Source organism: Burkholderia sp. LFS061, from assembly GCF_047978125.1.
Lineage (GTDB): Bacteria > Pseudomonadota > Gammaproteobacteria > Burkholderiales > Burkholderiaceae > Burkholderia > Burkholderia pyrrocinia_C.
In genome coordinates this window covers 13,428-35,654 of record NZ_JBFPFS010000063.1, presented here as the reverse complement: position 1 = coordinate 35,654, position 22,227 = coordinate 13,428, and the positions used below count along the sequence as shown (strand labels likewise).

The 22,227-nt window shown below is 65.6% G+C and carries 20 protein-coding genes and 1 pseudogene; 10 read left to right on the top strand and 11 right to left on the bottom strand.

Annotation, left to right across the window (positions count from 1 at the left end):
• The 3 genes from ACNQQL_RS33100 to ACNQQL_RS33090 form a co-directional block, all read left to right on the top strand.
• Positions 1-1,699, top strand: a 1,699-nt coding sequence (locus ACNQQL_RS33100; protein WP_347068555.1) for a type VI secretion system Vgr family protein, incomplete at its 5' end; no start/stop codon positions are given.
• Positions 1,635-3,449 (top strand): DUF2345 domain-containing protein, encoded by a 1,815-nt coding sequence (locus ACNQQL_RS33095; RefSeq protein WP_347068553.1) that lies wholly within the window; start codon positions 1,635-1,637, stop codon positions 3,447-3,449. The genes ACNQQL_RS33100 and ACNQQL_RS33095, both read left to right, overlap by 65 nt.
• Positions 3,415-4,290 carry a hypothetical protein gene (locus ACNQQL_RS33090; RefSeq protein ID WP_239483246.1) on the top strand — a complete coding sequence of 292 codons (876 nt, stop codon included), beginning with the start codon at positions 3,415-3,417 and terminating at the stop codon, positions 4,288-4,290. The genes ACNQQL_RS33095 and ACNQQL_RS33090 overlap by 35 nt, the downstream gene beginning before the upstream one ends.
• 357 nt (positions 4,291-4,647) lie before the next feature.
• Here ACNQQL_RS33090 and ACNQQL_RS33085 read toward each other — a convergent pair whose 3' ends face one another.
• From ACNQQL_RS33085 to ACNQQL_RS33055, 7 genes and pseudogenes are all read right to left on the bottom strand, one after another.
• A complete protein-coding gene (locus tag ACNQQL_RS33085; protein WP_347068551.1) occupies positions 4,648-4,842 on the bottom strand; it encodes a hypothetical protein in 195 nt (64 codons plus the stop codon).
• 389 nt (positions 4,843-5,231) lie between these two features.
• The gene (locus ACNQQL_RS33080; RefSeq protein ID WP_174420319.1) at positions 5,232-5,558 is read right to left on the bottom strand and encodes an antibiotic biosynthesis monooxygenase family protein; all 327 of its coding nucleotides are present in this window, start codon (positions 5,556-5,558) and stop codon (positions 5,232-5,234) included.
• A 165-nt stretch (positions 5,559-5,723) separates the two neighbouring features.
• A pseudogene (locus tag ACNQQL_RS33075) lies at positions 5,724-6,519 on the bottom strand (MetQ/NlpA family lipoprotein).
• Positions 6,516-7,565 (bottom strand): formylglycine-generating enzyme family protein, encoded by a 1,050-nt coding sequence (locus tag ACNQQL_RS33070; protein WP_347068550.1) that lies wholly within the window; start codon positions 7,563-7,565, stop codon positions 6,516-6,518. Before ACNQQL_RS33070 ends, ACNQQL_RS33075 begins: the two are co-directional and overlap by 4 nt.
• Positions 7,566-7,664: 99 nt before the next feature.
• Positions 7,665-9,623 (bottom strand): arylsulfatase, encoded by a 1,959-nt coding sequence (locus tag ACNQQL_RS33065; RefSeq protein WP_347068548.1) that lies wholly within the window; start codon positions 9,621-9,623, stop codon positions 7,665-7,667.
• A gap of 147 nt (positions 9,624-9,770) precedes the next feature.
• The gene (locus ACNQQL_RS33060; protein WP_347068546.1) at positions 9,771-10,490 is read right to left on the bottom strand and encodes an SDR family oxidoreductase; all 720 of its coding nucleotides are present in this window, start codon (positions 10,488-10,490) and stop codon (positions 9,771-9,773) included.
• A gap of 177 nt (positions 10,491-10,667) precedes the next feature.
• Positions 10,668-11,579 (bottom strand): LysR substrate-binding domain-containing protein, encoded by a 912-nt coding sequence (locus tag ACNQQL_RS33055; protein ID WP_072442260.1) that lies wholly within the window; start codon positions 11,577-11,579, stop codon positions 10,668-10,670.
• 126 nt (positions 11,580-11,705) lie between these two features.
• Here ACNQQL_RS33055 and ACNQQL_RS33050 point away from each other — a divergent pair, with 126 nt between their 5' ends.
• The 3 genes from ACNQQL_RS33050 (at position 11,706) to groL (ending at position 14,867) form a co-directional block, all read left to right on the top strand.
• Positions 11,706-12,725: an NAD(P)-dependent alcohol dehydrogenase gene (locus ACNQQL_RS33050; RefSeq protein ID WP_347068544.1), complete on the top strand. Its 1,020-nt coding sequence runs from the start codon at positions 11,706-11,708 to the stop codon at positions 12,723-12,725.
• Positions 12,726-12,923: 198 nt separating this feature from the next.
• Positions 12,924-13,214, top strand: coding sequence for a co-chaperone GroES (locus ACNQQL_RS33045; protein ID WP_347068542.1), 291 nt, complete (start codon positions 12,924-12,926; stop codon positions 13,212-13,214).
• A gap of 12 nt (positions 13,215-13,226) precedes the next feature.
• Positions 13,227-14,867 carry a chaperonin GroEL gene (gene groL, locus ACNQQL_RS33040; RefSeq protein WP_204422364.1) on the top strand — a complete coding sequence of 547 codons (1,641 nt, stop codon included), beginning with the start codon at positions 13,227-13,229 and terminating at the stop codon, positions 14,865-14,867.
• Positions 14,868-15,022: 155 nt separating this feature from the next.
• Here groL and ACNQQL_RS33035 read toward each other — a convergent pair whose 3' ends face one another.
• On the bottom strand, positions 15,023-16,171 hold the full coding sequence (locus ACNQQL_RS33035; protein WP_347068539.1) for a porin: 1,149 nt from the start codon (positions 16,169-16,171) through the stop codon (positions 15,023-15,025).
• Positions 16,172-16,722: 551 nt separating this feature from the next.
• Entirely contained in the window at positions 16,723-16,908 is a 186-nt protein-coding gene (locus ACNQQL_RS33030; protein WP_347068537.1) for a hypothetical protein, read from the bottom strand.
• A 27-nt stretch (positions 16,909-16,935) separates the two neighbouring features.
• Between ACNQQL_RS33030 and ACNQQL_RS33025 the strand changes: the two genes are divergently transcribed.
• The 4 genes from ACNQQL_RS33025 (at position 16,936) to ACNQQL_RS33010 (ending at position 19,187) form a co-directional block, all read left to right on the top strand.
• Positions 16,936-17,307 (top strand): DUF6697 family protein, encoded by a 372-nt coding sequence (locus ACNQQL_RS33025; protein ID WP_175943685.1) that lies wholly within the window; start codon positions 16,936-16,938, stop codon positions 17,305-17,307.
• 58 nt (positions 17,308-17,365) lie between these two features.
• On the top strand, positions 17,366-17,584 hold the full coding sequence (locus tag ACNQQL_RS33020; RefSeq protein ID WP_347068535.1) for a hypothetical protein: 219 nt from the start codon (positions 17,366-17,368) through the stop codon (positions 17,582-17,584).
• A gap of 139 nt (positions 17,585-17,723) precedes the next feature.
• Entirely contained in the window at positions 17,724-18,245 is a 522-nt protein-coding gene (locus tag ACNQQL_RS33015; protein ID WP_347068533.1) for a PTS sugar transporter subunit IIA, read from the top strand.
• 48 nt (positions 18,246-18,293) lie between these two features.
• Positions 18,294-19,187, top strand: a complete 894-nt coding sequence (locus ACNQQL_RS33010; protein WP_347068531.1) for an acetylglutamate kinase — start codon at positions 18,294-18,296, stop codon at positions 19,185-19,187.
• Between the two features lie 64 nt (positions 19,188-19,251).
• Here ACNQQL_RS33010 and ACNQQL_RS33005 read toward each other — a convergent pair whose 3' ends face one another.
• Both ACNQQL_RS33005 and ACNQQL_RS33000 read right to left on the bottom strand, forming a co-directional pair.
• Positions 19,252-21,264 carry a family 2A encapsulin nanocompartment cargo protein cysteine desulfurase gene (locus ACNQQL_RS33005; protein ID WP_347068529.1) on the bottom strand — a complete coding sequence of 671 codons (2,013 nt, stop codon included), beginning with the start codon at positions 21,262-21,264 and terminating at the stop codon, positions 19,252-19,254.
• Complete coding sequence (locus ACNQQL_RS33000; RefSeq protein ID WP_006479760.1) at positions 21,239-22,171, bottom strand: family 2A encapsulin nanocompartment shell protein; 933 nt, start codon at positions 22,169-22,171, stop codon at positions 21,239-21,241. The genes ACNQQL_RS33005 and ACNQQL_RS33000 overlap by 26 nt, the downstream gene beginning before the upstream one ends.
• Positions 22,172-22,227 lie beyond the last annotated feature (56 nt).

The following is a 22,227-nucleotide window of genomic DNA, read 5'->3' as shown; positions in this document are numbered from 1 at the left end:
AGCGGTCCAGCTTCGACGATCCGTCGCCAACTCAGCAGCCAATCGCATACGAAATCCTTTTGCGCAGCGACCTCGTGATCAAGACGAGGCGTTTTTCAACAGCCTGCTAGGCGCATTCCGGGGCGCCTATCCCAAACGCGACGTGCAGCGACAGGCGTTTGAATCGGATTGGACGTTTCTGCAACGCCTCTGGGAGGAATGGGGAATCTGGTGGTGGATTGAGCACGACGGCGGCCATCATCGTCTGGTCTTGTGCGACGCGATGGGCGGTCACCGGCCGCACGGCGCGGCCTATGAGACGCTGCGTTATCTGCCGCCCGGCGGTCAGCGCATCGATGAGGAACACATTCACACGTTGTCCGTGACCAGCCGACTGACGTCGGGACGCGTAACCGTGACGGACTACGACTACACACGCCCGCGTGCGACGCTGGGCATTACTGTAGAAGATCCTCGCCCGACGGCCAGCTCAGATGGCGAAATTTATGATTGGGGAGACTACAGTCAACCGCTGGCGGGCGCTCAGGGGCTGACAGGTCAACCGAACGATACGGGGCGGGAGGCGCAGCACTTCGCGCGTGTGCAGCTCGAGATGCAGCGTTGCGCGGGGCGGCGCGCGAACGGTAAGGGGCATCTGCGCGGCCTCACGGTCGGTCGCACCTTTACGCTCACCGGCCATCCGCAGCTAGCGGCGAACCGTGAATACCTCGTCGTGTCTTGCACGCTCGACATCGAAGACCTCGTCGGGCGGACCGGTGGCGCACAAACCTATCGCGCCGACGCGCGATTCGAGCTGCTGCCGACGAACGAGTCGTTCCGACTGGAACGCAGCGTCCGCAAACCTATCCTGAGCGGGCCAGAGAAGGCGATTGTGGTCGGGCCGGCCGGACAGGAAGTCTGGACGGACCAATACGGTCGCGTGAAGGTGCAGTTCGAATGGGATCGCCAGGGCAAACACGACGAGCAAGCGGGCATCTGGTTGCGCGTGCTGTCGCCGTGGCAAGGCGTCGACATGGGCGCGACGTTCATCCCGCGCATCGGTCATGAAGTGGCGGTATCGCACTACTACGGCGACCCGGACTTGCCCGTGATCGTTGGCAGTGCGGTCAACGCGTTCCGCCAGCCTGCACTGGACCAGCCGCACAATCACGCGGTATCGGTGATTCGCGGTCGGGAATTCCACGGTACCGCATCCGGCCATGTGGCGATTGACGATACGCGGGAGCAAATCCAGACGCAGATTGCCAGCGACGCGGGCACATCGCAACTGAGTCTCGGCAATATCCGATGCATCACCCGAAAAAAGGGGCGCGCCGATGCGCGCGGCAGGGGCTTCGATCTTCGCACCGACGACTGGGGTGTGGTGCGCGCACTGAAGGGCTTGTTCGTGCTGACGGACGGTCAACCGGGTGGCTCCGGCCATGCAAAGGACGCCAAAGAGGCCGTGGGACGGCTGACGCGGGCGCGCGAGCTACAGGAAAGCCTCACGGATTTAGCGCAACAGCACGAAGCACAACAACGTGGCGCGGATCAGAGCGACGTAACCCGAGCGATCAAGGAGCGCAACGATGCGATTCGGGGAATACCGTCTGGCACGGCGGACGACTTCCCGGAGCTGACGGAGGCACGATATCGTGCTGGCCGGACCGGCGGGGATCTGTCTGGCGGCCGAGCGCGGCGCCCATATCGCGAGCGGTGAGGATGTGGCGGTGACGAGCGGCCGGCATGTCGGGCTCGCGGTCGGCCGGTCGCTATTCGCGAGCGTATCGAACGCGTTCTCGCTGTTCGTGCACAAGGCTGGCATGACGCTTGTCGCCGCAGCCGGGAAAGTGCGCATCGATGCGCAGACCGATGGTGTTGACCTCACCGCGAAGAAGGCGATCAACATCACGAGTACGACCGACAGCATCCACCTGCATGCGGCAGAGGAAATCGTGCTGCATGCAGGCAGTACGGAGGTTCGCATCAGCGAACTGGGGTATGTCGTAAAGACGGCGGGCGAGCACACAATCCACGCGGGCAGTCATCAGACAGACGCCGCACAGATACGGCCGATGCGCGTGCCGGTCACGCCCGAGCATCCGGGGCAGTTTGCCGCGCACTTTGTGCTGCTGGAGCATGACAGCGGGTTTGCGCTACCGAACCAGCCGTACCGCGTCACGCTTGATAACGGTCGCACAATTGAGGGGGTGAGTAACGCGCTGGGCGAAACGGAAGTGGTAACGAGCCACGACATCTCGTTCGCCACGGTGGAGCTTCTGGCGGCGAGCGATCCGGACAAGGTGATTGCGGTCAACCGCGCCGTCGTCGTGCGCGATAACAAGACGCCCTACACCGCCAAGGCACCGAACGCCGACAAGCGTACCGCAACAATCAAAGGCAAGAAAGTCAGCACCCCGGAACAGGGGGCAACTTCCGAGAGCCAGCCGGCCGCGTTCGCGAGCTGCGACCCGCTCAACTTCGGACTGCGTTTCCATCACTTCGTGGACGGGACTAAACAGGACGACTCGCCTCCCGACATGCCGGTACGCCGCGATGTTGAGTATCCGGTTACGAAAACCTATACGGCGGCGATCAAGAAAGCACTCTATGGAATTGAGTGGGGCAAGTTCAATACGTTGAGTGGCTCGATATCAGAAGAATTAAAGGAAAATATCGCGCTTTCAGTTGACAAAACATTGAGCACAGCCCTTTCTGCGGGACCATTTGGATTACCCAAAGGTTCGCCAGGCGACCCGATGAAGTCAAATGGAGCAATTCCCAAGATAGATATTGTTAATTCAAAGGAAGGCACAACCAAATACAACATGCGCTCGGATGTCAGCGCGTCATTTATCGGGAGGTACTGGATAATAGCCATCCAAGAGACAGAAATCGCTAAAATCATTGCATCGTCGCATAATCCGACTACCCTGGACGGAACCCTGAAGGCATTCGCGGATATGCTTTATCACGAAGCACGACATTGCCAGCAGACATTCTGGATGATGACCTTTCTTCAGCAACACCCGAATGACTATGCGATGCTCTCACAGACGACGCAAGTATATAAAGCCAGCTCGCCACAAACGATTTTCGAGGCCGCAGGGAAAGTAAAAGTACCCGATGATGTACGAGTTGCCACGGGACTTCATCGCATCTTGGTTTTCCACTATTACTGGATGATTTCGTACATACAAAATCAGACGGGCGGAGCCTATGTAAAGCCCGATGTACCAATTGCACAGGCCGAAGTGTGCAAGCTGTTGCGAGTGTCGCCAGAAACAGCGGCCAAGATGGTGAGTTTCGAAGAAGGATACCGGAGCCAGTTACATGAAGAAGATGCCTATGCGTGCGCTGAAGTGGTGCAAGCCTATTGGGACCATCCTGATCGTGCTTTCGTTCGTAATCCCGGTACATGCACAGGAGGATACGATGCTTCACTTCAAGCCATTGGGGGAGGGATTTGAAATGCAGGCGACCGACGAAGAGCAGCGCGTCATGCTGCGAAGCATCCTAAAAACGGCAATGGCGATCCTGCGTGATGATGCACCATACAATCCTGAATATATTGTCTTCGGGACAAACTACACAACGTGGACACACCCCCCTGCAACAGGATTTCTTTATAAATACAAAAATCGTGCGCTACGTGGAACGAAGATTGAATTTTCCACCGGCGACGATCCGGAGGACTACAGCGATGATCGCGACAAAGTGAAAATTGTTCCGGCTGGGGTAAGAATTGTCATTGATGCAAGGGTTGCCAACCTACCTGACACGGAAATCAAATCGCTTCTCCAGTTGGAGGACTATTGGGTTGACTATCGCGGAAACCGTGAATATGGAAATGAATTGAGCGGGCGTACCCCCGAGGCTCCCAATTTGCAGTCCTTTCGCTACCGCTCGAAAGATATTCCTGGCAGTAAATTTCCAATCGATGTCGATCTAGGTTACATAAATCCGTTAGATGGATCATTTCCGCAGCAATTGTGGATAGTCGATATACGCCGCACGTACAAAATCTTGAAACCGGAAGAACGTAAGCAGCGCCGCTTAGAGGAGCAACAGGTCAAGCGCCACAAATACGAGTTGATGAATCTGTGTACGGGCATTCTGTGCCCAGAAACAGGGATATGGCAGGGCTACACCAAGACTTCCAATTCGGATATTCATCTGATCTGGAAGGGGCAAAAATTTCCCGATGTCCGCAAGCTCACCCCTCGGGAGCAAGCGGAACGGAACCAGTACACGAACCTGTTTGAGCCAGGTCGGTGGATGTGGTTCGAGGAATATCAGGAACGATCGTGAGAAGCATCCGATTGAGTTCGTACTTGCGAGCCCATACCGGTGGAACGCTAAAAGCCGACGGGAGAGTTGCACTGGCGCGAAGAAGTGCCCAAGCTATTGAAATCTCCCCGCCCCCTTCCCTTTTCTGACCTGAAGCGCGCGGGGCAAACCCGCTCGCCCGGCGACGGGCACAGCAGCCCAACTAAACGCGGCCGCCGCCATCGGGCGGCCGCGTTCGCCTTCAGCCCGGCCTCAACCGAGGCCCGTCACCTCAATGCCACCGCCCCGTATCCGTCCCCGGCGCGAACTCGATCCCCCGCAGCACTTCCGCAAATTTCGCCGTCCGCAGCACGGCGAACTGCTCGTGCGCGGCCGTCGTCACGCTCGTGTTCTTAGCACGTCGCGCACCGCGACCAGCCGATTCGGATCGGCGCCCACATCGCCGTTGCCGCTGACCGTCGACGTGATCGCCCAGATCGTCACCGTGCCGTCGCGTTCGACGCGGCCCGTCAGGTTGCGCAGGCCGGCAATCGCCGGCGCCCACGGTAGCGCCGTCGCCGCATTGTTGCCCACCGGATAGCCGGCGACCGAATACGGCTGGCCGAGGTTCAGCCCGTTCTGCAGCGTGTACGAGAGCTTCCACTGCTTCGCGCTCGCGTCAAAGACCCGCTTCTGAAGGCCGGCGCCCGTCTGCGCGACTGCATGCGTGTACAGGTCCGGGCCGCCCGTGTAGCCGTCGCCTTCGTCCGCGACATACAGCGTGTTCGCGTCGAGCGAACCACATCCCGAACGGATAGGACAGCATCGGACAGACTGACGACGCGAAGCCCCGCCGTCTCGGCCATGCTTGATGAAGAATTGATTGCACGCGATGCCGCGGAAGCCCGCATGCGCATACGGGCCGCCGCGCGCGGTCTCCCGTTATTTATCCGTAATACGAAAGGAATGAATCAGACAGCCAGTCACGCGGATTGCCCCGCATGCGGCTGCGTCAGCTTGCCGTCGCCGTACTCGCGGAGCACCTTCGAGATCACGACGCGATAGCCGTCGAGCCAGCGCGCCTGCTTCGCCTTCGCTTCGAGATGCGCCGGATGCTGCATCAATTGCTGCAGCGCCGCCTCGGATTCCCAGTAGTAGACGTTCTGGATCAGCCCCGCTTCGGCGCTCTCCCACGTCTCCTCGCCGAGATAGCCGGGCGTCGCGCGCGCCATGTCGGCGATCTGCCGGTCGAGCCGGTGGAATTCGTCATCGTATTGCCCGGCACGAAAAATGAAGGTCGACGCGTACATGCCCGCTCCGTCGGAATCGATTGAAAGAGCGCCAAGTGTAAGGCACGCGACGGATCGTCAGCGCGCCGACGAAGCGGTGCCGATGCCGGAACAGTTCGCGCAGCGACAGCGTCGGCGCGCTGTTGCAGCAGCGTCCGCATGCGTTGCACGCGAGCAGGTATGTGTCTACCACGGCCGCCGCACCGAATCCTGGTAACGCGTGAGAATGAAGCGCGCGACGTCGTCCGAGTGATATGCGGCGACGAGCTGCGCGACCCACGGTTTCGCGCGATCGGCGTTGCGCACCGTCAGCACGTTCGCGTACGGCGAACGCGCGTCCTCGATGCCGATGCTGTCGCGCGCGGGCTGCATCGTCGCTGTCGATCGCGACGAACGCAGCCGTGTCGAGCGCGGCGTGAAGACGATCGCGGCGCAGCGCGACGAATTTCAGCCCGAGCCGGTTGCCGGTCACGTCGCGCAGCGTCGCACGCAGGCCGGCCTGCTCGCGCAGCGTCACCAGCGTGTCGTTCTGCAGCAGCACGAGCGCACGCGCCATCCCGCGCCGATCGGCGGGAATCGCGACCGTCGCGCCGGGCGGCAATTCGTTCAGGTTTTTCAGCTTGCGCGAATAGAGCGCCATCGGCAACGTGACGGTCGGCGCGACTTCGGTCAGCGCGTAACGTTTCCGCGCGCGCGTCGCGGCAAGCTGTTGCGCATCCTCGAAGCTGGCCGCGTCGATCCGGCCGTCGGCGAGCGCCGCGTCGATGCGCGACGCATCGTCGAATTCGACGACGTCGACACCCAACCCGCGTGCAGCAGCGACCCGCTTCACTTCGTCCAGGATCTGCGCATGCACGCCGCGCGTCACGCCGACGCGCGCGGCCGGGGCAGCCGATTCGGCCGCAACGGCCGACCCCTGATGGACGACACCGCACGCGGCCAGCAGCCATACGGAAACGGATCGCACGATGCGGTTCCTCACGATGCATCCCTCAGGATCGTGCGAAAGCCGATGTGCGACGCGCCGAGATCGGCCTCCTGCTGTTCGCGCGACGACGCGCGATAGCGCACGCAGTAGTCGCGCGAGCACAGGAACGAACCGCCCTTGATGACCATCGGCGTATCATGCCGGCGCGTCGTCGGTGCGACGGCAGCCGTGTCGCCGTTGGCGTGCGGCTGATGCGGGCCCGTGTACGCGTCCTTCGTCCATTCCCAGGCATTGCCGATCATGTCGTAGAGGCGGAAGCCGTTCGCCGCATAACAGCCGACGGGCGCGAGGCCCGCATGACCGTCCTCGGCCGTATCGAGCACCGGGAACGCGCCCTGCCAGTAGTTCGCGGCCGGCTTGCCCTGCGCGTCGCGCGGCGCAGCGTCGAGCGACGCGTCGTCGCGGCCGGCCTTGCCCGCGTATTCCCATTCGGCCTCGGTCGGCAGATCGCGGCCGAGCCAGCGCGCATACGCGAGCGCATCGCGCTGCGTGACGAGCGTGACGGGCAGGTTGCCGAGCCCGTCGACGCCGCTGCCGGGCCCGCGCGGATGACGCCACGATGCCCCCTTCACCCACGACCACCATGCGAGGTCGCGCGCATTCATCTCGTCGCGCGTCGGCACATGGAACACCGCCGCGCCGCCCTGCTGCTCGGCCTCGGTCACGTAGCCGGTCGCCTGCACGAATGCGGCGAACTGCGCGATCGTCACATCGGTCTGGTCGATCCAGAAGCCGCCGACGTGCGTGCGGCCGTCGCCGGCCGGACGCTCGTCCGCATAACCGCGCGTGCTGCCGAACACGAACGCGCCGCCGCGCAGATGCACCATCCCGGCCTTGGGGTCATCGCGCCACTTTGCCGGCAGCCCCGAATAGCGCTCGCACTGCCGCTCGGAGCCGAGCGGCGCGAGCGCGCGGCCGCGATTCGCGTCGTCGAATGCGCCGCCCGCGGGCACCGCCGGATTCGCATAGCCCACCGCGAACGCGGCGGCGAACAGCGTGGCGGCGAGCGCCGCGCCGATCGTCCAGAACCGGAACCGCATCGTGTCGTCCTTTCAAGAAAACGCCTGCCCGCTCCAGGTTTTCCGCCCCGGAGGAAATTCCTCGTGAGGCCTGGAGCGAAGCGACAGGTCCGGGGGCGCTCAGTAATAACCGCGCGGACGCAGCGGCTCGACGCCGCCGACGTTGCTCATGTAAGTCTTCCACTGGTCGACGAGCGTGCCGATCACCGACGGGTTCTGCGCCGCCACGTCGGTCGTCTCGCCGCGATCCGACGCGAGGTCGTAAAGCTGCCAGTGACCGTCGAGCGGCCCGAGCGGCGGCTCGGTCCACAGCGCCTTCCAGCGGCCGTCGGCACTGCGCAGGTACGCGCGGCCGTACGCTTCGTCGCCGAACGGCGCCGTGTGCACCTCGCCCGTCGCCGTGCCGGTCAGCACCGGCAGCAACGACTGGCCCGTGACCGGATACACGTAGCGGTTGTTGTAGATCACCTTGCCCTTGTTCTGGTCGACGCCCGTCAGCGTGTTGACGAGCGGTGGCGCCGGCTGCGACGGCGGCGTGACGCCCGCGACCGCGAGGAAGGTCGCCGTGTTGTCGGTCACGTGCGTGAACGCGCGCAGCGTTGGCAGTTGCTGCGACTGGCCCGGCAGGCGCACGATCGTCGGCGTCGATACGCCGCCTTCGGCCGAGTAGCCCTTCGTGAGCCGGAACGGCGACGCGCTCACTTCGGCCCAGCGCAGCCCGTACTGCAGGCGCTGCGCATTCTGCTTGCCGTTGTCGGTGCCGAGCGCCGAATAGGTCGGCTCCTGCGCGTTCGCGGTGTCGGTCGCCGTCGGGTCCGCGCCGGAATCGATCGGCCAGCCTTCCGCGCCGTTGTCCGACTGGAACATGATGAACGTGTTGTCGTATTCGCCGATGTCCTTCAGGTGCTGGATCAGCAGGCCGATGTTGTAGTCGAGGTTCTCGACCATCCCCGCGTAGATCTCCATGTAGCGCGCCTGCGCACGGCGCTCGGCCGGCGACAGGCTCGACCACAGCTTGTCGACCTTGCCGGTGCCGTAGTCGCTGTAGCCGTCCGCGGCCGGATGCACCGCGCTGATGTATTTCGCGCTCGCGGTGCCGTTGTTCGCGGTCGCGGGCGACGCCGCCGTCGTTTCGGGCACGCCGTCGACCGGCTTGAAGTCGGCGGGAATCAGGCCGAGCGCTTTCTGCCGCGCGATCCGCGCGTTGCGGATCGCGTCGTAGCCGGCGTCATAGACGCCCGCGTACTTGTGCAGCCACGGTTCGGGCACCTGCAGCGGCCAGTGCGGCGACGTGTACGCCGCATAGGCGAAGAACGGCTTGCCGTCGCGCTGGTTCGAATCGATGTACGAGATCAGCTTCTGCGTATAGAAATCGGTCGAATAGAACACGGCCGGGCTGCCGCCCGAGCCGCCCGGCTGCCCGGGCTGGCCAGGCTGCACGTACCGGCCGTCCTCCGTGTAGTTCGACGAGCCGGCCGGCTCGTGCGCGAAGTGGTTGGTCGCCGCGCCGCCGAGCAGCACGTAGCTGCGCTCGAAACCCCACTGGTCGGGCGTCTGCCCGCTGCCCGTCGCGCTGCCGACGATCCCCGAGCCGATGTGCCACTTGCCCGCGATATAGGTGTGGTAGCCGGCGTCTTTCAGCAGTTGTGCGAACGACAACGCGCGGTCGTTCAGGTAGCCCTCGTAGCCGGGCAGCCCGCGCCGCTCGTCGGTCGGCACGCCCATCGTGCCTTCGCCGACGAGATGGTGATCGGTGCCGGACACCAGCATCGCACGCGTGATCGCGCACACGGTGCCCGTGTGATGGTTCGACAGGATGCGGCCCGATGCGACGAGCGCGTCGAGGTTCGGCGTGTTGATCTCGCCGCCGAATGCATGGATGTCGGAATAGCCGAGATCGTCGGCCATGATGTACAGGATGTTCGGGCGTTTCGCGGCCTGCGGCGGTGTCGTGCCGGCCTGCGAAGGCGGCGAATCGCTGTCGACGCCGCCGCACGATGCGAGCGACACCGCGCCGGCGATCGCGGCGCAGACGACACGGAAACGGAAAGCATGCAACGGCGACGCGGACTTTTTCATTATCGTGAACGCTCGATCTACGGGATCGGCGATCTTAGCGTCGCGCGCGCGGCGCCCAAAGTCGGATTCGTCACATGCTAACGGGGCGCGGGAATATGCGATGCGGGCCCGATGCAGGCCGTTTGGCGCGGCCCGCGCCGCGATGCGTCAGCTGCGCCCGCCGAGGCTGCCGCCGCCGTCCACGGCCAGCACCTGTCCCGTGACGAAACCGGCTTCGTCGGACAGGAAGAACGCGATCGCGGCCGCCACGTCGTCGGGCGTGCCGAGCCGGCGCGCGGGAATCGTCGCGAGCACCTTGCGTTCGGCTTCGCTGCCGACCGGCCGCGTCTGTCGGAACAGTTCGGTCTCGATCGGGCCCGGGGCAACCGCATTGACGGTCACGCCATGCTCGGCGAGTTCGAGCGCCCACGTGCGCGTGCAGCCGACGAGTGCGCTCTTCGCGGCCGAATACGCGGTGCGATCGAGGCTGCCGAAAATCGCGCGGCTGCAGATGTTGACGATGCGCCCGTGACCGCGCGCCTTCATCGCGTCCGCAAAGTGCTGCGTGACCTGGATCGCGGCACGTACGTTCAGATCGAACACCGCCTGCAGCGACCCGAAATCGATCTGCCCGAGCGGTTGCGGCAACACGATGCCGGCGTTGTTGACGATGCCGTCGACGTCGTGCCGCTCGCTGATGTGCGCAAGCGTTGCCGCCGTCCGTTCGATGTCGGCAAGATCGCACGCGAGCAATTCGCCGGGGAAATCGATGCCCTGCGCATGCCGCGCAAGGCCGATGACGCGATGGCCGCGCTGCGCCAGAAATGTGCTGACCGCGAAGCCGATGCCGCGCGACGCGCCTGTGACGAGGTAGGTGCGGAATGACATGATTCGTGCCTGTGTGGAAGGAATCGAAGAAGTCGCGATGCGTACGCAGCCGCGCGGCGCATCCGCGTTCCGGACGATTGTGCATCGTGCCGGAAAAACGCGTACGGTCGCCGCACCCGCATCGTTCAGCCGCTCCGCCCGGATGCGGTGCGCGCTTGTGCGGGTCGCCTTCCCGCCTCAGTCTTCCGACGCCAGCATCCGCGGAATCTCGTCGACGAGCGCATCGATGACGACCCGCACCTTCGACGGCACGTGGCGCGACGACGGCCGCACCGCGAACACCTCGGCGCCCGACACGCTGTTGCTGTCCATCACGAGCACGAGGCGGCCGTCGCGCAGGTAAGGCGCCATCAGCCAGCACGGCAGCCACGCGAGGCCCGCGCCGGCAGCGGCCGCATCGGCGATCGCCTGCAGGTCGTCGAACCGCAGGCGGCCGGCCGCGCGGTGGTCGTGCACCGCGCCGTCCGCACCGATGATCCGCCATGGTGCCGGCTGCCCGCCGCGCGAATATGCGATGCCGACGTGCGACCCGAGTTCGTCGAGCCCCGTCGGCCGGCCGTGACGTTCGAGATACGCGGGCGATGCGCAAATGCCCATCCGCTGTACGCCAAGCCGCCGCCCGACGAGCGTGCTCGTATCCGCAAGCTCGCCGATGCGCACCGCGACGTCGAAACCGTCGTTGATCAGGTCGGCCAGGCGATCGCTGAACGACACGTCGATCTCGAGCCGCGGATGACGCTCGACGAGGCGCCGCATGACGGGCGCAACGCATTGCCGCCCGAACAGCACGGGCACGCTGATGCGCAGCCGCCCCGACGGCTCGCGCCGGCCCGCGTCGAGCGCGGCCTCCGTTTCGCCGAGATCGGCCAGCAGCCGCCGGCACTGCTCGTAATAGACGAGCCCTTCGTCGGTCAGGCTGAGCTGGCGCGTCGTGCGCTGCAGCAGCCGCGCGCCGAGACGGCGTTCGAGCCGCGCGACGACCTTCGCGATGGCCGAACGCGTGACGCCGATGCGCAGCGCCGCCGCCGCGAAGCTGCCCGACTCCACGACGTCGACGAATTCGGCGACGCCTCTCAAACGCTCGTCCATGCGATTCCGCTCCGGTTGGATGACAGGTTTGTGTCCATGACGGCGACAGTCAGTGGCCGAATTCTCGCCAATGCGTCCCCGTGCGCAACACTATGATAGTTCGACCTATCTCGAAAAGGAGTCGACATGCACGCATGGCAAATCAAACCCGGCGACGGCGCTGCCGGGCTCCGGCGCATCGACGCGACACGCCGGCCCGTCGGGCCGACCGACGTCGTCGTGAAAATCCACTCGGCAGGACTGAACTACCGCGACCTGATGTTCGCGCGCGGCGACTATCTCGGCATCGGCAAGGACGCGCTGATCCCTGTCGCCGACGGCGCCGGCGAAATCGTCGAAACCGGCCGCGACGTCACGCGCTTCAAGCCGGGCGATCGCGTGATCAACACGTATTTCCCGCGCTGGATCGACGGGCCGCCCACGCCGCAGAAGGTCTCGGGTTCGCCCGGCGCGCAATTCGACGGCGTGCTGGCCGAGCACTTCGTGTCCGACGAAGCGGCGCTGGTCGCGATTCCCGCGCATCTCGACTACGACGAAGCGGCGACGCTGTCGTGCGCGGGCATCACCGCGTGGAACGCGCTGTTCGCCGACGGCGGCGCGGGGCCGGGCTCGACCGTCGTGCTGCTCGGCACGGGCGGCGTCTCGATCGTCGCGCTGCAGCTCGCGCACGCGGCGGGGTTGCGCACGATCGTCACATCGTCGAGCGACGCGAAGCTCGAACGCGCCCGCGCACTCGGTGCGGACGCAACGATCAACTATCGGGCGACGCCCGAGTGGCAGCATGAAGTGCTGCGGCTCACCGGCGGCGCGGGCGCGGATCTCGTCCTGGAAGTCGGCGGACACGACACGCTGCCGCGCTCGGTCGCCGCGACGAAGCTGGGCGGCATCGTGTCGGTGATCGGCGGCGTCAGCGGCTTCGGCGGCCCCGAACTCGGGCTGCTGTCGCTGATCGGCGGCATTCGGCAATTGCACGGGATCATGGTCGGCAGCCGCGCGATGCTCGACGACGTCGTGCGGTTCGTCGATGCGAAGCGGATCAAGCCGGTGGTCGATCGCGTGTTCGGCTTCGACGAGGCGCCGCAAGCGTATGCGCACCTGCAGTCGGGGCAGCATTTCGGCAAGGTCGTGATTCGCGTCGCTTCGTGATGGATGAAGGCGGCGGGCCGCCGCCTTCTTTCCGGCAGGTTCCGATCTCCGCCCGGCCCGTCTCCCATCCATAGCGCATCCGCGCGAATGCTTTTCCGAATCCATTATTGGATCGCGCCGTCGTGCGTTTTTATACTCGTCAGCACTCTCTCCCAAAGAGTGCCAGCCAATTTCGACAGAACAGCACAGGACGAAAAGATGAGCCTACGCCCCTTGCACGACCGCGTCATCGTGAAGCGACTCGACCAGGAAACCACCACCGCGTCGGGCATCGTGATCCCCGACAGCGCCGCAGAGAAGCCCGACCAGGGCGAAGTGATCGCCGTCGGCCCCGGCCGCAAGGACGCGGACGGGCAGCGCATCGTGCCCGACCTGCAGGTGGGCGAACGCGTGCTGTTCGGCAAGTACGCGGGCCAGGCCGTCAAGGTGGACGGCAATGAACTCCTCGTGCTGCGCGAGGAAGACATCGTCGCGGTCGTCAATCAATAACGGAGCGCAATCATGGCAGCGAAGGAAATCATTTTCAGCGACGTCGCACGTGCGAAGCTGACCGAAGGCGTGAACATTCTCGCGAACGCGGTGAAGGTCACGCTCGGGCCGAAGGGCCGCAACGTGGTGCTCGAACGCAGCTTCGGCGCGCCGGTCGTCACGAAGGACGGCGTGTCGGTCGCGAAGGAAATCGAACTCGCGGACAAGCTGCAGAACATCGGCGCACAGCTCGTGAAGGAAGTCGCGTCGCGCACCAGCGACGCAGCCGGCGACGGCACGACGACGGCCACCGTGCTCGCGCAGGCGATTGTGCGCGAAGGCCAGAAATACGTCGCGGCCGGGCTCAACCCGCTCGACCTGAAGCGCGGTATCGACAAGGCCGTCGCAGCGGCCGTCGACGAGCTGAAGAAGATCAGCAGGCCGACCACCACGAGCAAGGAAATCGCGCAGGTCGCGACGATCTCCGCGAACGGCGAGGAATCGATCGGCCAGCGCATCGCCGAAGCGATCGACCGCGTCGGCAAGGAAGGCGTGATCACCGTCGAGGACGGCAAGTCGCTCGCCGACGAGCTCGACGTCGTCGAGGGGCTGCAGTTCGATCGCGGCTACCTGTCGCCGTACTTCATCAACAATCCCGACAAGCAGATCGCGGAGATCGAGAACCCGTACATCCTGCTGCACGACAAGAAGATCTCGAACATCCGCGACCTGCTGCCGGTGCTCGAACAGGTCGCGAAGTCGGGCCGGCCGCTGCTGATCATCGCGGAGGACGTCGAAGGCGAAGCGCTCGCGACGCTCGTCGTGAACAACATCCGCGGAATCCTGAAGACCGTTGCCGTCAAGGCGCCGGGCTTCGGCGATCGCCGCAAGGCGCTGCTCGAGGACATCGCGATCCTCACGGGCGGCCAGGTCGTCGCCGAGGAAACGGGCCTGACGCTCGAGAAGGCGACGCTCGCCGAACTCGGCCAGGCGAAGCGCATCGAGGTCGGCAAGGAAAACACGACCGTGATCGACGGCGCGGGCGATGCAAAGAACATCGAAGCGCGCGTGAAGCAGATCCGCGTGCAGATCGACGAAGCGACGTCGGACTACGACCGCGAAAAACTGCAGGAACGCGTCGCGAAGCTCGCGGGCGGCGTCGCGGTGATCAAGGTCGGCGGTGCGACCGAGATCGAGGTGAAGGAGAAGAAGGATCGCGTCGACGACGCGCTGCACGCGACGCGCGCGGCCGTCGAGGAAGGCATCGTGCCGGGCGGCGGTGTCGCGCTGATCCGCGTGCGGCAGGCGATCCGCGAGCTGAAGGGCGTGAATGCCGACCAGGATGCGGGCATCAAGATCGTGCTGCGCGCGCTCGAGGAACCGCTGCGCCAGATCGTCGCGAATGCGGGCGAGGAAGCGAGCGTCGTCGTCGCGAAGGTTGCGGAAGGCTCGGGCAACTTCGGCTACAACGCGCAGACGGGCGAGTACGGCGATCTCGTCGAATCGGGCGTGCTCGATCCGACCAAGGTCACGCGCACGGCGCTGCAGAATGCGGCATCGGTCGCCGGGCTGCTGCTGACGACCGATGCAACCGTGTTCGAAGCGCCGAAGGATGCGGCGCCGGCCGCGGTGCCGGGCGGCCCGGGCGCGGGCGGGCCGGGGTTCGATTTCTGACGATAGACGCGGCGTGCCGCCCGAACCGGGCGGCGATACGCTCGGGCATGCAACGCGTGGCGACCTCGGTCGCCACGCGTTTTTTATGCGCACTGCGGTTGCGGACGCAACGGCGCCTCCGGCCGCGCCGCAACGTGCGAGCCGTCTTCAGAACATCAGAACATCTGCCGCAGACCGATCGCCGCGCCGACGTTGTTGGTCCGGCCGATCTGGTCGACCTTGCCCGTGAGTCGGTTGGTGGCGCCCGGATAATCGGCGGCGAACGCGCCGTTGCCGCGCGCGAAGTCCACCGTGCCGTAAACCTCGGTGTGCTTCGACAGCGCATATTCGGCCAGCACGGTCGCCGAGTAGTTGATCCCCGAGCCGAGCGTGCCGTCGAGCCGCGCCGCGTTGCGCGCGTGGCCGTAGTAGCCTGCCACCGTGATCAGCAGCGGCGCGGTGGCCTGCCAGTTCGCGCCGACGTAGAACGTATCGTCGATGCGGTTCGGGCTGCCGCCGCTCAGCGCCGGCGCACCGGCCTGCTGCATGTTGAAGTCCGTCGTGCCCGTCTTGTCCTGGCCGTGCAGCCAGCCGGCCAGCAGCCGCACGGTCGGCGTGACCTGATACGCGCCGCTCACGTGCACGAAGCTCACCTTCGCGCCGTTGACCGAACTGCCGTTCACGGACGACACGGAAGTCTGCTGATAGCCCGCGTTGATCGACGCGGGCCCCTGAGCATAGGTCAGCTCCACGCCGTACGTGCTGTCGAGCCCCATCGCGCCGGCATGGTTGCCGAAGCCGTAGATCGCGTCGACGCTCAGGCCGCTGTAGGAAAACTTGTACTTCACCGAGTTCGGCACCGTCAGGTAGTTGCCGATGCCGTTGTACGCCCAGCTGTCCTGCCAGTAGTCGCCGACGGTCATCGGGTCGAAGACGTCGCCCATCGTGTCGTACAGCGGCGCGTACTGGTTGCCGAACGTCAGCGAGCCGTAGCGGTTGCTCGACAGGCCGACGTATGCCTGGCGACTGAACAGCGTATTCGCGACGTGCAGCTTGCCGTCGCCGAGCTCGAAGCCGTTCTCGAGGCGGAAGATCGCCGACAGCCCGCCGCCGAGATCCTCACTGCCGCGCAAGCCCCAGCGGCTGTGCGTTTCCGGGCCGACCGTCATCCCGATCAGGTCCTTGCCGTCCGGGCCGGCATTGGTCTGATACCGGATCGCCGTATCGACGAGGCCATACAACGTGACGGAACTCTGCGCGAACGCGGACGATGCTGCAACGGCAAATACCACGCCGATACCACCGGGAACGACGATGCGTCTCATGAAAGGTCTCCCTGAGCGATTGATTTTGTAAGCAATCCGATGGCACTCGCATCCGGAGGCCCGGCACTGCGATCGGGAGAATAATCGGTCATTTTCCCGGAACCTATTGCCGATTCTGGATTGGACCTTTCCAACGTCGTCAACAATGGTGGTCGCGGCCGCGCGGCTTCCATCGTGTTGCATCGACCGGTCGAGTCCGCACCGGATCGAGGCTGCAAGATGCGCTTCGTGATGCAGCTCGATTCCGGCCTGCCGCAAGCGGACGGCGGCGAATGGCCATGGGGCGGCGGCGCGAACGACACGTTCCGGGGTGCGCCGTGCCGCACCCGTGCGCACCTCCGGCATTGCACGTAGAGGGCGCCTTTACGACCTTTTTACTTGCGGCCGCGTTTGCGTTCACTAGAATGTGTTGGCAATCCACCACCGAGCACGCGACATGCGCATCCGAAGTCCTCGTCCCCCGAGTTGCTTTTCTGCCTGACAGGCAGGGCGCCTGCGTCTCTCTTTCCCGAGCCACCGTCCTGCCGACAGGCGGACGGTGCGCGCCGTAGTCACATCCGCGCACGCTTGAATACGACGTCGATGCGGCAATCGCGCATCGTACGCTCAGGCGTGCTCGCGACGAATCCCCCTGCAACGACGCGCCATCGATCCGCCGCCAAAGCGATGACCGATCGCTTGCCCGCGTCCCGCATGCCGATCCGGTCAAATAATTTTGCATACCTGAGTTCATTCACGGAAATTTCCGATACCGGAGCCCGGACATGTTCGAGATCGACAAGCAGTACACCCGCGAATTCATCCACACCGCATGCGGCGGCAGCAAACAGGCATTCCTGCCGACGAAGAACGGCAAGGTCGTGGCCGCGTGCCTGCGCACGGACCTCAACCCGCACGCACCCGACGTGATCCTCTGCGACGGCAGCGCGTCCGCGCGTGCGGCCGGCAGGACGCTCGCCGCGCAGCGCGATGCGATTCCGGTGTTCATCAAGATGGAAACAGATGCGTTCCGCTTCGTCGGCCAGTACGTCGTCAGCGAATCGCTCACCGCGCCGCTCGACTGCGCGCCTTACGTGCGCAACAGCGGCTTCACGTCCGGGCAGATCTCGCGCGTGCTGAAGCTCAAGCGCTGCTGACACGCGTGCACGGCGCATCGCGCGCCCCGTCTCTGTCGTCTTTCAAACAGGAGCAATCATGCTTGGCTTGACGTTCTGGAAACACGTTATCGGCACGCGGGCCGACGCAATCCGCGAGGACAAGGCAACGGCGCACGACCGGCACCGCCGCCGGTCGAGAGCGCTCGTGCTGACCAGCGCCGCGGTGGCGTTCGCGGCGATCGCGTTCGGCGCGCCGGTCGTCGGCATTTCGGTCTTTCTGCTGACGACGCTGCCGTTCGTCCTGTCGGGCACGTGAAGACGTCCGCATCGGGCGCGCGTCGAGAGCCGCGCCGCAATCGATACGAAATTTTAATACCGGGCCCCCGCGTATCTGACACCGTCTTTACGCGGATGTGTCTAGGATTTCCCTGTCATCACGACACGGAGAAATCCGCATGCAAACGCAGCAGGCCGCCGTCGGCGGCCAACCCGACCTTCCCCATCGACGCGGCGGCTTGCCGCTCGCGACCCGGCTGGCGGATGCCTGTCCGCCGGACAACATCCTGCTCGACGTGCCGGTCGAAAGCGCGATCCAGTTGTTCGACCTCGCCGCGCGATACGTCGCGCGCAGCAGCGGAGTTTCCGCGGAACGGATCCGGACCGAACTGGCGAGGCGCGAACGGCTCGGTTCGACCGGCCTCGGCCAGGGCGTCGCGATTCCGCATGCGCGTGTCGACGGGCTCAGCTCGGCCGTCGCGCTGTTCGTTCGCGCGCTGGCCCCGTTCACGTTCAATGCGCCGGACCGCAAGCCCGTGCGCGAATTCATCGTGCTGGTCCTGCCGAAAGAGGACGACCGCGCACACCTCGAACTGCTCGCCGACGCGGCGCGGTGCTTCAGCAAACGCCCGTTCCGGCAGGCGTCGCGCGACGCGCTGACGTCCGGCGAGATTCACCGGCTCATGCAATGCACGCACTGACGCCGCGTCGTGCGGCGACAGGCACTTCCCTCATTCTTTCGGATTCCCATGTTCCCAGACCCTGAAAGTCCCGCTCTTACGTCGCGGCGCGTGGCCGGCTTGGCTCGCTCGCTGCCGTTCATGCAGGCCCTGCATGGGCAGACCGTCGTCATCGTCGATGGCGGCGCCGCGCGCGATGCGCGCTTTCGCCATGCGTTCGCGCAGGACGTCGCGCTGCTCGCGCTCACCGGCATTCGTCCGGTCGTCGTCCAGGGCGGGCCGGCCGCGTCCGGAGCGCAGTCCGTCCAGGCCGCACGCGCCGCGATGGCCGACATCAACCACGAGCTGGTGCGCGCGATCGGCAGTCACGGCGTCAAGGCAATCGGCATCGACGGTCACGACGGCGGCCTGCTGGTCGCCGGCGTCGAATCCGATCGCGCGAACACGAGCCCGGTCGCGCAATTCGACGGCACCGCGTTGAACGCGTTTCTCGGGAACGGGCTGGTGCCCGTCGTGATGCCCGTCGCGCCGGACGACGCAGGCCAGGATCGCCTGCTGCGCCCCGAACGCGTCGGCAGCCTCTTCGCGCAGCGCACGGGCGCCGTCACGCTGGTGATGATGGTCGAAAGTGCGCTGCTGCGCGAACTCGGCGAACTCGCGGGGCTGTACGGCATCACGGAACTCGAGCAATGGCTCGCCGAGCATCCGGCAGCCGATGCGGCGCCCTGCGTCCGAGAGGCGCTCGATGCGCTCGCGCACGGCGTGCAGAACGTCCATCTCGCCGATATCGGGCAACCCGAATCGCTGATCGACGAACTTCTGACCGAGGAAGGGTCGGGCGTGGTGTTCTGCCGTCGCGGCAGTACCGACCTGCTGTCGGAAACGCGCCGCTACTTCGCCGATTCCGCGTGCGTGCTGCGCGACGGCTTCAGCGTCGAGCAGAAGCAGGTCGTGCGTTTCTGATCGGGTAGCAGGAAATCGCTTGCGGCAACCCGTGAGGGCCGCCGCAAGCGAACGACGTCAGCGGTCAGCGCCGTGTCGCGAGACGCCGCACCACACGGACGAGCGCATCGACCTCGTCGCACGTGTTGTAGAACGCGAGCGACGGCCGCACCGTCGCCTCGAGCCCGAAACGCCGCAGGATCGGCTGCGCGCAGTGATGCCCCGAGCGCACCGCGATGCCCTCTTCGTTCAGCGCCTGCCCGACTTCCTCGGTCTCATAGCCCTTCAGCACGAACGACAGCACGCTCGCCTTGTCGCGCGCGGTGCCGACGAGCCGCACACCCGGCACCGGCGCGAGCACGCTCGTCGCATACGCGAGCAGGTCGTGCTCATAGCGCGCGATGTTCTCGATGCCGACACGGTTGACGTAATCGAGCGCCGCGCCGAGCCCGACCGCATCCGCGATGTTGCCGGTACCGGCTTCGAAGCGGTTCGGCGGCGGCTGGAACACCGTACGCTCGAACGTCACGTCCGCGATCATGTTGCCGCCGCCCTGCCACGGCGGCATGTCGTCGAGGATCGCGCGCTTGCCGTACACGACGCCGATCCCGGTCGGCCCGTAGATCTTGTGCCCGGAGAACACGAAGAAATCGGCATCGAGCGCCTGCACGTCGACGCGCATGTGCGAGATCGACTGCGCACCGTCGACGAGCGCCTTCGCACCCGCGCGATGCGCGAGCTCGACGATCTCCTTCACCGGCACGACCGTGCCGAGCGCGTTCGACACCTGCGTGACGGACACGATCTTCGTGCGGTCGTTGAGCAGCTTCCGGTATTCGTCGAGCAGCACCTGCCCCGAATCGTCGACCGGAATCACGCGCAGCTTCGCGCCCTTTTGCGCGGCAAGCTGCTGCCACGGCACGATGTTCGCGTGATGCTCGAGATGCGACACGACGATCTCGTCGCCTTCGCCGACGTTCTGCACGCCCCACGTCTTCGCGATCAGGTTGATCGCCTCGGTCGTGCCGCGCACGAACACGATCTCGTCGGGCGACGATGCACCGATGAAGCGCCGCACGGTGTCCCGCGCATGCTCGTAAGCATCCGTCGCGCGACCGGCCAGCGCATGCGCGGCACGGTGGATGTTCGAGTTCTCGTGCACGTAGAAATGCGCGAGGCGGTCGATCACGGCCTGCGGCTTGTGCGTCGTCGCCGCATTGTCGAACCAGATCAACTGCTTGCCGTTCACGCGCTCCTGCAGGATCGGGAAATCGCGGCGAATCGCGTTCACGTCGAACGGCGGGTGCGCGCCGCGGTGCAACTGGCCTTGCGGTTCGGCTGCGTGCGGATCGTCGATGAAGTAGCGCGACACGTCCGTGCCCGATGCGCGCGAGACAGGCACGTCGCGATGCACGGCGAGCAGATCGCGCAGCGCAGCGTCGCCCGGCAGCCCGAACGCTTCCGGCGATGCGAGGCCGTTCGACGGCACGACGATGTCCTGCGGCGTCGCCTGCCAGCCCTGCAGCGAACCGTCGGTGAAGTAGTACGGCGACGCAGCCGGCGCTGCCTTCACCGCGCCTTCCGACGCCGCCGCATTGCCCTGCGGCACGCCGAGCGCCGCGCCGCCGATGCGCGGCTCAAGCGCGGGCGCGATCGACACGACGTTGTCCGGCAGCCCGTTCTGCGCGGCCGCATGCGGCGCGAGCGCGGGCACGCGGTTGCCGAGCGACAGCACGTGCGTCGGCGCGGACGGCGCGAGGTTCGTGCCGGGCGCCTTGCCCTGCGGCAACGCGAAACCCGGCACGCCGGTGCCGGTGCCGCCGGGCCCCGCGAGCGGCGAGCCGGCCGGCGCCGGGTTGCTCACCGACGCGAGGATCGGCGCGGCAGCCGGCAACGCCGACGGCACACCGCCGACCGCGCCGCTGCCCGCCGACAGCCCGGGCGCGGTGGCCTGCCCGGGCGGCGTCGAGAAGAACTCTGACGCGAGCCGCGCGAGCGTCGCGGGGTCGGGCAAGCCGGCCGGCAGCGGCGCGTGCGGCAGCGTGAGCGCGTCGCCGCCGGCCAGGCCGGGATTAACGGTAGGTGTCGGGATAGTCATGGAACTTGGCGATTTCGACGTCATCGAGGACAGCCAGCGCATCCGGCGAATGGACCGCGAGCGAGCAATACAGCGAGATCAGGTACGACGCGATCGCCTGATTGTTGATCCCCATGAAGCGCACCGACAGGCCCGGCCCCTGCTCACCCGCGACGCCCGGCTGATAGAGACCGACGACGCCCTGCCGCTTGTCGCCGACGCGCAGCAGCAGGATCTTGGTCTTGCCGTCCGCGACCGGCACCTTGTCCGACGGGATCAGCGGAATGCCGCGCCACGTGAGGAACTGCGAGCCGAACAGGCTGACCGTCGGCGGCGGCACGCCGCGCCGCGTGCATTCGCGGCCGAACGCGGCAATCGCGAGAGGGTGCGTGAGGAAGAATGCAGGCTCCTTCCATACCTTCGTCAGCAGCTCGTCGAGATCGTCCGGCGTCGGCGCCCCCGTCAGCGGGAAGATCCGCTGTTCGTCGGTCACGTTTGCCAGCAGCCCGTAGTCGGGGTTGTTGATCAGCTGGCTTTCCTGCAGCTCCTTGATCGTCTCGATCGTCAGGCGCAGCTGCTCCTTGATCTGGTCGTGAGGACTGCTGTAAAGATCGGAGATCCGCGTATGCACGTCGAGCACCGTGCTCACCGCGTTCAGGAAGTATTCGCGCGGTTGTTCCTCGTACGGCACGAAGGTCTGCGGCAGCACGCTTTCGTCCTCGAGCTGCGTGCATGCGGCACGCACGGCTTCCGGGTTCTTCACCTGGTTCAAGCGGTAGATGCCGGCCTCGACCGGCACCCACTGCAGCAGATGGGTCAGCCAGCGCGGCGTGATCGTGGAAAGCTGGGGGACGGTCTTGGTAGCGTTCGCTAGTTGGCGGGCGGCGTGATCGCTCAGCGCGGCCGTGCCGCTTGCAACGGTCGACATGTGTGGCTCCGGGTTCTTAAGATGAAAAACGGGATTGCTTATGACGCGAGGGGATT

Excerpts from the sequence above, each read along its gene's own strand:
- ACNQQL_RS33090 (WP_239483246.1), top strand. The coding sequence starts at position 3,415 with ATGCTTCACTTCAAGCCATTGGGGGAGGGATTTGAAATGCAGGCGACC.
- ACNQQL_RS33080 (WP_174420319.1), bottom strand. The coding sequence starts at position 5,558 with ATGTACGCGTCGACCTTCATTTTTCGTGCCGGGCAATACGATGACGAA.
- ACNQQL_RS33070 (WP_347068550.1), bottom strand. The coding sequence starts at position 7,565 with ATGCGGTTCCGGTTCTGGACGATCGGCGCGGCGCTCGCCGCCACGCTG.
- ACNQQL_RS33065 (WP_347068548.1), bottom strand. The coding sequence starts at position 9,623 with ATGAAAAAGTCCGCGTCGCCGTTGCATGCTTTCCGTTTCCGTGTCGTC.
- ACNQQL_RS33060 (WP_347068546.1), bottom strand. The coding sequence starts at position 10,490 with ATGTCATTCCGCACCTACCTCGTCACAGGCGCGTCGCGCGGCATCGGC.
- ACNQQL_RS33055 (WP_072442260.1), bottom strand. The coding sequence starts at position 11,579 with ATGGACGAGCGTTTGAGAGGCGTCGCCGAATTCGTCGACGTCGTGGAG.
- ACNQQL_RS33050 (WP_347068544.1), top strand. The coding sequence starts at position 11,706 with ATGCACGCATGGCAAATCAAACCCGGCGACGGCGCTGCCGGGCTCCGG.
- ACNQQL_RS33045 (WP_347068542.1), top strand. The coding sequence starts at position 12,924 with ATGAGCCTACGCCCCTTGCACGACCGCGTCATCGTGAAGCGACTCGAC.
- groL (WP_204422364.1), top strand. The coding sequence starts at position 13,227 with ATGGCAGCGAAGGAAATCATTTTCAGCGACGTCGCACGTGCGAAGCTG.
- ACNQQL_RS33035 (WP_347068539.1), bottom strand. The coding sequence starts at position 16,171 with ATGAGACGCATCGTCGTTCCCGGTGGTATCGGCGTGGTATTTGCCGTT.
- ACNQQL_RS33025 (WP_175943685.1), top strand. The coding sequence starts at position 16,936 with ATGTTCGAGATCGACAAGCAGTACACCCGCGAATTCATCCACACCGCA.
- ACNQQL_RS33020 (WP_347068535.1), top strand. The coding sequence starts at position 17,366 with ATGCTTGGCTTGACGTTCTGGAAACACGTTATCGGCACGCGGGCCGAC.
- ACNQQL_RS33015 (WP_347068533.1), top strand. The coding sequence starts at position 17,724 with ATGCAAACGCAGCAGGCCGCCGTCGGCGGCCAACCCGACCTTCCCCAT.
- ACNQQL_RS33010 (WP_347068531.1), top strand. The coding sequence starts at position 18,294 with ATGTTCCCAGACCCTGAAAGTCCCGCTCTTACGTCGCGGCGCGTGGCC.
- ACNQQL_RS33005 (WP_347068529.1), bottom strand. The coding sequence starts at position 21,264 with ATGACTATCCCGACACCTACCGTTAATCCCGGCCTGGCCGGCGGCGAC.
- ACNQQL_RS33000 (WP_006479760.1), bottom strand. The coding sequence starts at position 22,171 with ATGTCGACCGTTGCAAGCGGCACGGCCGCGCTGAGCGATCACGCCGCC.